Below are 5,452 nucleotides of genomic sequence, written 5' to 3' on the forward strand. Positions count from 1 at the left end.
CTAGACCCTTCAGAAATATCTCCATCTAAAAGTAACTTCAGTTTGCTCTTGCTTCTTGTGTCACCTTGCCCATGAAGTGCTACAAACGCACTATCTTCATCACTCCACAACAATGCATTCTGCTTAATATTGTCAGTAACCTCTGTGTTGCTTTGAGTAATCTCTTTTTGAAGATTCTCAAAAGAGAGCCCTACACCAGCAAAAGCTGCCGCTACAGTACTATAATCTTTATCTTCAACTTTAGTACCATCCTCACTAACGCTCTTAAACTTGAATGTAGGACTTGTCCATGTGCCGTTTTTATAGCTAGCATTACCGCCTAAAGTTTTCGCAACACTATCACCTAGAGCATAGAGCTGATTACCAGCTATAGCATCGCTTGAAGCAGCTGTAATGTCACCATTCTTCAGAGATGTAAGCTTGCTGTTCTCTTTATTGTCTCCATGTGTTGCTACAAAAGCGCCTTTAGATTTATCCCATAACAAGGCGTCTCCTTGAACTTCTTGAGTAATATTCGTGATGCTTTGAGTAAGTTCATTAAACTTATTCGTGAGATTATTATTGACATTATTGAAATTCTTATCAAGACCTGCAAATGCACTTCCAACATCGTTATAAGAACTCCTTGTTACCTCACCTGTGTCAGAAATATTAGAAATTTCATAAGTTGGAACAGTTAAAGCACCATCTTTAAAGGAGGATTCTCCACCTAAGAACTTAGCAATATCCTCACCAATTTTATTGATCTGACCACCCGTAATTGCATCATGTGAATTTTCAGCAATATTACCATCAGCAACATTATGAAGTCCAACTGGGGAAGAATCCTTACCTTTTCCAAAAGTCACACTCGCATAATTAATGGCACCACTTTCGTCATCTTTTTTATCGTAATGAACAACGGCTGAATCATCAGACTGTAGACTTTCAGAAAGTTCCTTTAAACCTTTATCAAACTGACCCTTGTTAACCGCTTCATTATCCTGTTCTGCATCTTTCACACCAGAAAGAATCCTATCTTTGCTACTTTTATCCGCAATATTGATTTCACTGCCTTCTACTTCTTTACCAATACGGATAACCTTCGTCTCATCATCCTGCTTCACAAGGCTATCACTGACAACATTGGTCACATCATTATGAACATTCGTGACAGAAGCACTAATATCAGAAAGCGCTTCGGCTACATTATTATAAATCTTTTCCTCACCAGTACTACCATCAGAGTTTACAGTTTTAAGCTTGAAGGTAGGTGCAACCCATTCCCCTTTTTCATTATAGCCAGCACCTCCACCAAAATAGGTAGCAACTGTTTGATTCATTGAATAAAGCTGACCACCTGTAACAGCATCCGTTGAGTTTGCGGTAATGTCACCACTTGCAAGAAATGTAATTTTACTGTTTTCTGGGGTTGCTACAGCTCCATCTTTTTCTTCTTTGCGCTTTTCATGGCGTGCTACGAAAGCCTGAACTTCATCATTCCATAACAAAGCATTCTTCTCAATGGTTTGTGTAAGTTCATTTTTGTCCTTAGAAAGCTCATTGTGAAGATCCGTGAGCGATGTATTAACACCGCTAAAAGCACTGCCAATATCATTATAAGGCTTCCCTTGAACAGTATAAGTTGGTGCTTTACCATTCAATACATCAGCACCACCACCCAAATAAGCTGATGCATTTTTAGAAACATTATCCAGATTAGTAGTTACTGCAGTAACATTTTGATTGGTCGCAAATAACTGGGAGCCAGTTACAACTTCTGTTGATTCTGCTGAAAGCACCCCTGCCTTAACACCAGAAAGCGTCCGATTTTCTTTCTTACTGTTAGCAATATTGAGCTCTGTGCCTTCTTTTTCAGCACCAATAGTGATACGACCAGTATCTCCACCATCCTGCTTGACAAGGCTATCACTAACAACATTCGTCACATCATTATGAACATTTGTGACAGAAGTACTAATATCAGAAAGCGCTTCCGCTATACTCTCATAGCTTTCCTCACTTTCTTTGCCTGTTTCATCAACTTTCTTGATAACAAAATTGGGAGCCTTCCATTGTCCATTCTTATCATAGCCAGCACCACCACCAAAATAGGTAGCAACTGTTTGATTCATTGAATAAAGCTGACCACCTGTAACAGCATCTGTTGAACCAGAAGCAATATCTCCATCTAAAATGTGTGTAATCTTGCTATTAGTTTTTTTATCTGTATCGCCATGCTGAGCAACAAAAGCTGTATCAGTCTCGCTCCATAATAAAGAATCACCTTTAACTTGCTGAGTAATATTCGTTATGTTTTGAGTAAGTGTGTCAAACTTTTTTGTTATATTATTATTGACAGTCTCAATATTGCTATCAAGCTGCCTTTTGTTAACAGCATCATTATTGTTCTTTGCTTCCCCAACACCAGAAAGAATCCGGTCCACACCGTTTTTATTAGCGATATTGATTTCACTGCCTTCTGTTTTGGCACCAATAGTGAGACGATTAGTTTCTTGTTCTTGTTGAACAAAGCTTTCACTTTCAACTTTGGTAATCACATTTGTAACCTGTTCAGTCAATTTATTCTGAACGTGCGTGACAGAACTTCCAACACCTGCAAGTGCATCTGCTACATTGTGATAAGTCTCATCCTTTTCCTCACCTTCAGCATTAACTGACTTTACTTTAAAAGTTGGATTTGTCCACGTGCCATCTTCATATTTAGCGTTACCCCCAAAGAACTTGGCTATATTCGTGGCTACAGCGGCAACATTTTGATTTGTAGTAAACAACTGAGAACCAGTGACTGCTTCATTTGAATCTGTTGAGAGCGCTCCATCCTTTATACCAGTAAGAGTACGCTTTTCATTTTTGTTGTTGGCAATATCGATTTTATCACCATCTGTATCCTTACCAATGGTGATGTGTTTCGTTGCAGAATCCTGTTTTACGAAACTACTGGCTGCTACTTGTTCTTTTATTTCTTTCAATTGTGCAAAATTCACCGCATCATTCGCTTCAGTGCCATCTGCCACATTTATTATCTTTTTACTGCCAGCATCAATACCACCGGTGGTTATTTTAGGACCTCCAGAAATTACTAAACCCGTTGCATCTAAAATATTGTTTCCTGTTGTTACTTTATTGACTGCAATTTCCTTAGCCAGATCAAATTTTACCTTATTGTCTTTCTCTCCTTTTGTAATCGTGAGATTTGTACTTGCTGCTGATAAATCGACTTCGTTCTTTATGCCAACAGTTGTAGCATTTGCACCACCAACAGACAGCTGCCAACCTTGATCTATGTAACTTTGTAATGACTTCAACTGCGCAACATTAACAACATCAGTATCGTTCGTTCCAGCCGCCACTCCTATAATTTGGCGGGTTTTTTCATCAGCACCAATGCTGACAGCACCAAGCGTACTTTTCCATGCAATCCCTTCTTCATCCTTTACTTCTCCTTTAAGAAAAGGATTAAAACCAGCAACACCAGCATCCCTATCGGCCACAGAATTTGCACCTAGCGCAACAGAACCATTTTTTAATGCTTTTGTACTAAATCCTAGAGCTGTACCAGCATCCTGTTCTACCCGCGCAAAACGACCAATAGCAACTGCATCATTCCTTAGTGTCTCTGTATCAGCACCAATGGCAACGCTCCCTCCTCTATGGATGTGCGAATTAGCACCAATAGCAACAGATGCTGCCAGCGGTGTTTTCTCTGGATCATTAGCATCTAACTTCGCCGTCACTTTAGAACCAATAATAACACTGGTCGTGGTTTTCGAAGAAACGCCGTCACCGAAAATAACATTACCTGCGTCTGCATTACCACGTTGCATTCTCGCACTACGTGTCATTTTCGTGTTAGGATCATTTTGTGAAAAACTAGATCCATTAATAATTTCTGTATTCTCATCATTCTGTGCAAGCTGTTGGTCTGCAAAGCTATCAACCACAAACGATCGTGAACTAATGAGAGATTTTTTATATTGCCCCTCTATATTCAACGTATTTTTCGATAACTTATTTCCGTCTTTGATGATAGAATTATTATCACTTGCACTAGAAAGGATTTTTGTTAAAAAATTTGCATAGTCATCAGAAGCATTTAAACTATCAACAGAGATGATGCTTTGTGGATAAGATACAACAGCACTCTTTACACCTTCAAGAAATGTATTTCTAAAATCAGGATTTGCCGAAAAAACAGGGGTAACATTTGATAAAAATGTAGCCGCTGCAGCCAATGAAAGAACTTTAACAAAAGAAAAACGAGAAAGTTTTAATTCACTCGTTTCCTGTGTTCTATATAATTTCTTCATAATAAACTCTCCAATGAAAAATTTAAAAACACCTCCAAAACATAAAAAAGACACATTTTAGCATTAGTTGTTTCTCTGGAATTTGAAATAGAAGATAATTGCTTAGAATGTGAGCGTTTTGAGTGCTTTATGTTGTTGTGTATGTTTTTTATACTGATATCTGAATTTTGGTTTTTTGATTTATGTTTTTTGGACACAAAAGTGATACATTTAGAATGTAATAGGTGTTGATGTATTATTTTATTGCTTAACTTTGAAAGGTTTTTTTGCATATTTAATGTTACTTTTTTACTTGGCAGTGGCCACTATGAAATGCTTCTCAAAGAGTTTTAATGTGTTTTGTTATTTATAAATTGTAGTTTTATTAGAAAGCAGTGTTTTCTCAATAGAAATTAAAGTGAAAAAATAACAATAAAATAGAAATTGTAATATTTAAGAAGTTTGGATATTTTCGAATAATGAACTTCTTAGGTACATTTTCTTTTTTCAAGTATTATGCAGTGATATATATACTTTTTGTGTATTTTTTATCTTCACACATTACTACCCCCTTTGAAAGTTTATTTCCATCAAAATGAGTATTACTTATAAAAAGCTTCGTTTCTTATAAAAGATATTTGCAAGATATCAAGAAAAAAAGATTCTTTTGAAGTATTTAGAGAAAATAATTCACTGTAGAGGTAAAAATGTAGTTTCTTGGTAACAGTTGCTAAAAGATTTTCTGGGTGTAGAACTCATACTATTGCGTTTATATGCTTAAAAAATTTTGCCCCTACTTCATAAAAGCAAGGGCAAATGGGGGAGTGTTAAATATCTTATTTTTATCATTAATTTAGCGTTAAGTTTATTCCTGCGCTTAACCCCCAATGACCTCCTGAGCTCGTGACAGATAGGTTAGAGCGGATATTTCCACCTTCAGATGTATAACCAGCACCAATAGCAAATGCCGATTGACTCCGCCATACGCCCGTACCAAATGAAACACTCAACTTCCCTGGTGTATCATTATAACGTAAACCTGCTACTGCCAAACCAACAGCAGCTGCTTGCCTTGCCTCCTTGCGAACATCTTCAATGGCATAATTCAACGTCTCAAACTTCATATCTGTATAAGATTTCGACTCGTTAACACCATCATTGAT

The 5,452-nt window shown here is 37.2% G+C and carries 1 protein-coding gene and 1 pseudogene; both read right to left on the bottom strand.

The genetic code is table 11. The annotated features are described in order from the left end of the window. Positions 1-4,310: pseudogene (locus ACFINC_RS08870) on the bottom strand (hypothetical protein); the annotation flags it as partial. Between the two features lie 827 nt (positions 4,311-5,137). Continuing rightward, positions 5,138-5,452: YadA-like family protein (locus ACFINC_RS08875; RefSeq protein WP_375616970.1), on the bottom strand; the 315-nt coding region annotated here is incomplete at its 5' end.

The organism is Bartonella sp. AP58NXGY, assembly GCF_042195785.1.
Lineage (GTDB): Bacteria > Pseudomonadota > Alphaproteobacteria > Rhizobiales > Rhizobiaceae > Bartonella.